Annotated in this window: 1 protein-coding gene; it reads left to right on the forward strand. The window is 58.6% G+C overall.

Going from position 1 to position 930, the window contains the following annotated elements; genetic code table 11:
• Positions 1-878: response regulator (locus tag NW837_RS15085; protein ID WP_414332431.1), on the forward strand; the 878-nt coding region annotated here is incomplete at its 5' end.
• Between the last annotated feature and the right edge of the window lie 52 nt (positions 879-930).

Genomic DNA, 930 nt, shown 5'->3' on the forward strand with positions numbered 1-930 from the left:
TGGCCAAGCCGGTCAAAGCCTCCCAACTGCGGAAGCTGCTGCTGGGGCTTGTGGGAGAAAAAGCTCCTTCCTCCTTATCTTCCTCTCCCGCCGCTCCTCCCTCCATTTGGGACGCGACCCTGGCCAGCCGCTACCCGCTTCAGATCCTGGTGGCAGAGGATAACCCGGTTAACCAGAAGGTGATTCGCCTCATGCTGGAGCGATTGGGCTACCGGCCCGACATAGTCGGCAACGGTCTGGAAGCCGTCCAAGCTCTGCGCCTGCGACCCTACGATCTGGTGTTGATGGATATGCAAATGCCGGAGCTGGATGGTCTTGCGGCCACCCGTCGCATCCGCGCTGAACTGCCTCCTGAGCGCCAGCCTCGCATTGTTGTCCTCACGGCCAATGTGTTTTCGGAAGGCCGTGCTGCTGCCGAAGCTGCCGGGGTAGATGGCTATCTAACCAAACCCTTGGAGCCGGCTACCCTAGTCCGGGTTCTTCAGGGATCCCTTCCCCTTCCCATCCCGGCCAGCCAAGAAGAGGATCCGCCCCTCGACCCCGTTATCCTCGCTCAGATGCGGGCAGTCTTCAGCTCTCCAGAAGCCTGGCAGGAGATGATCCAAACCTACCGGCAGGACAGCGAAGCTCTATTGGGATCCCTGCGGCAGGCCCTAGAGCAGCGGGATCCCCAAGCCATTGCTCGGTTGGCCCACCGCCTCAAGGGCAGCAGCAGCACCCTGGGCGCCAAACGTCTGGCTGAGCTGTGTCAGCAGTTGGAAAAGCTGGTTCATGCCGAGCCAGCCAGTTCTGTAAAATGGGATACTATAGAGCAAGCCGTGCAGAAGCTAGAAGTGGCATATCGGCAAGTTATCCTCAGTCTGATACATTTACGCTGAACACTGCTGAACATCACTGTTCAACTATGCAGCGATAGCATTCTGTTTGTTT

Origin of the sequence: Synechococcus sp. R6-10 (genome assembly GCF_047461815.1) — a bacterium.
Lineage (GTDB): Bacteria > Cyanobacteriota > Cyanobacteriia > Thermostichales > Thermostichaceae > Thermostichus.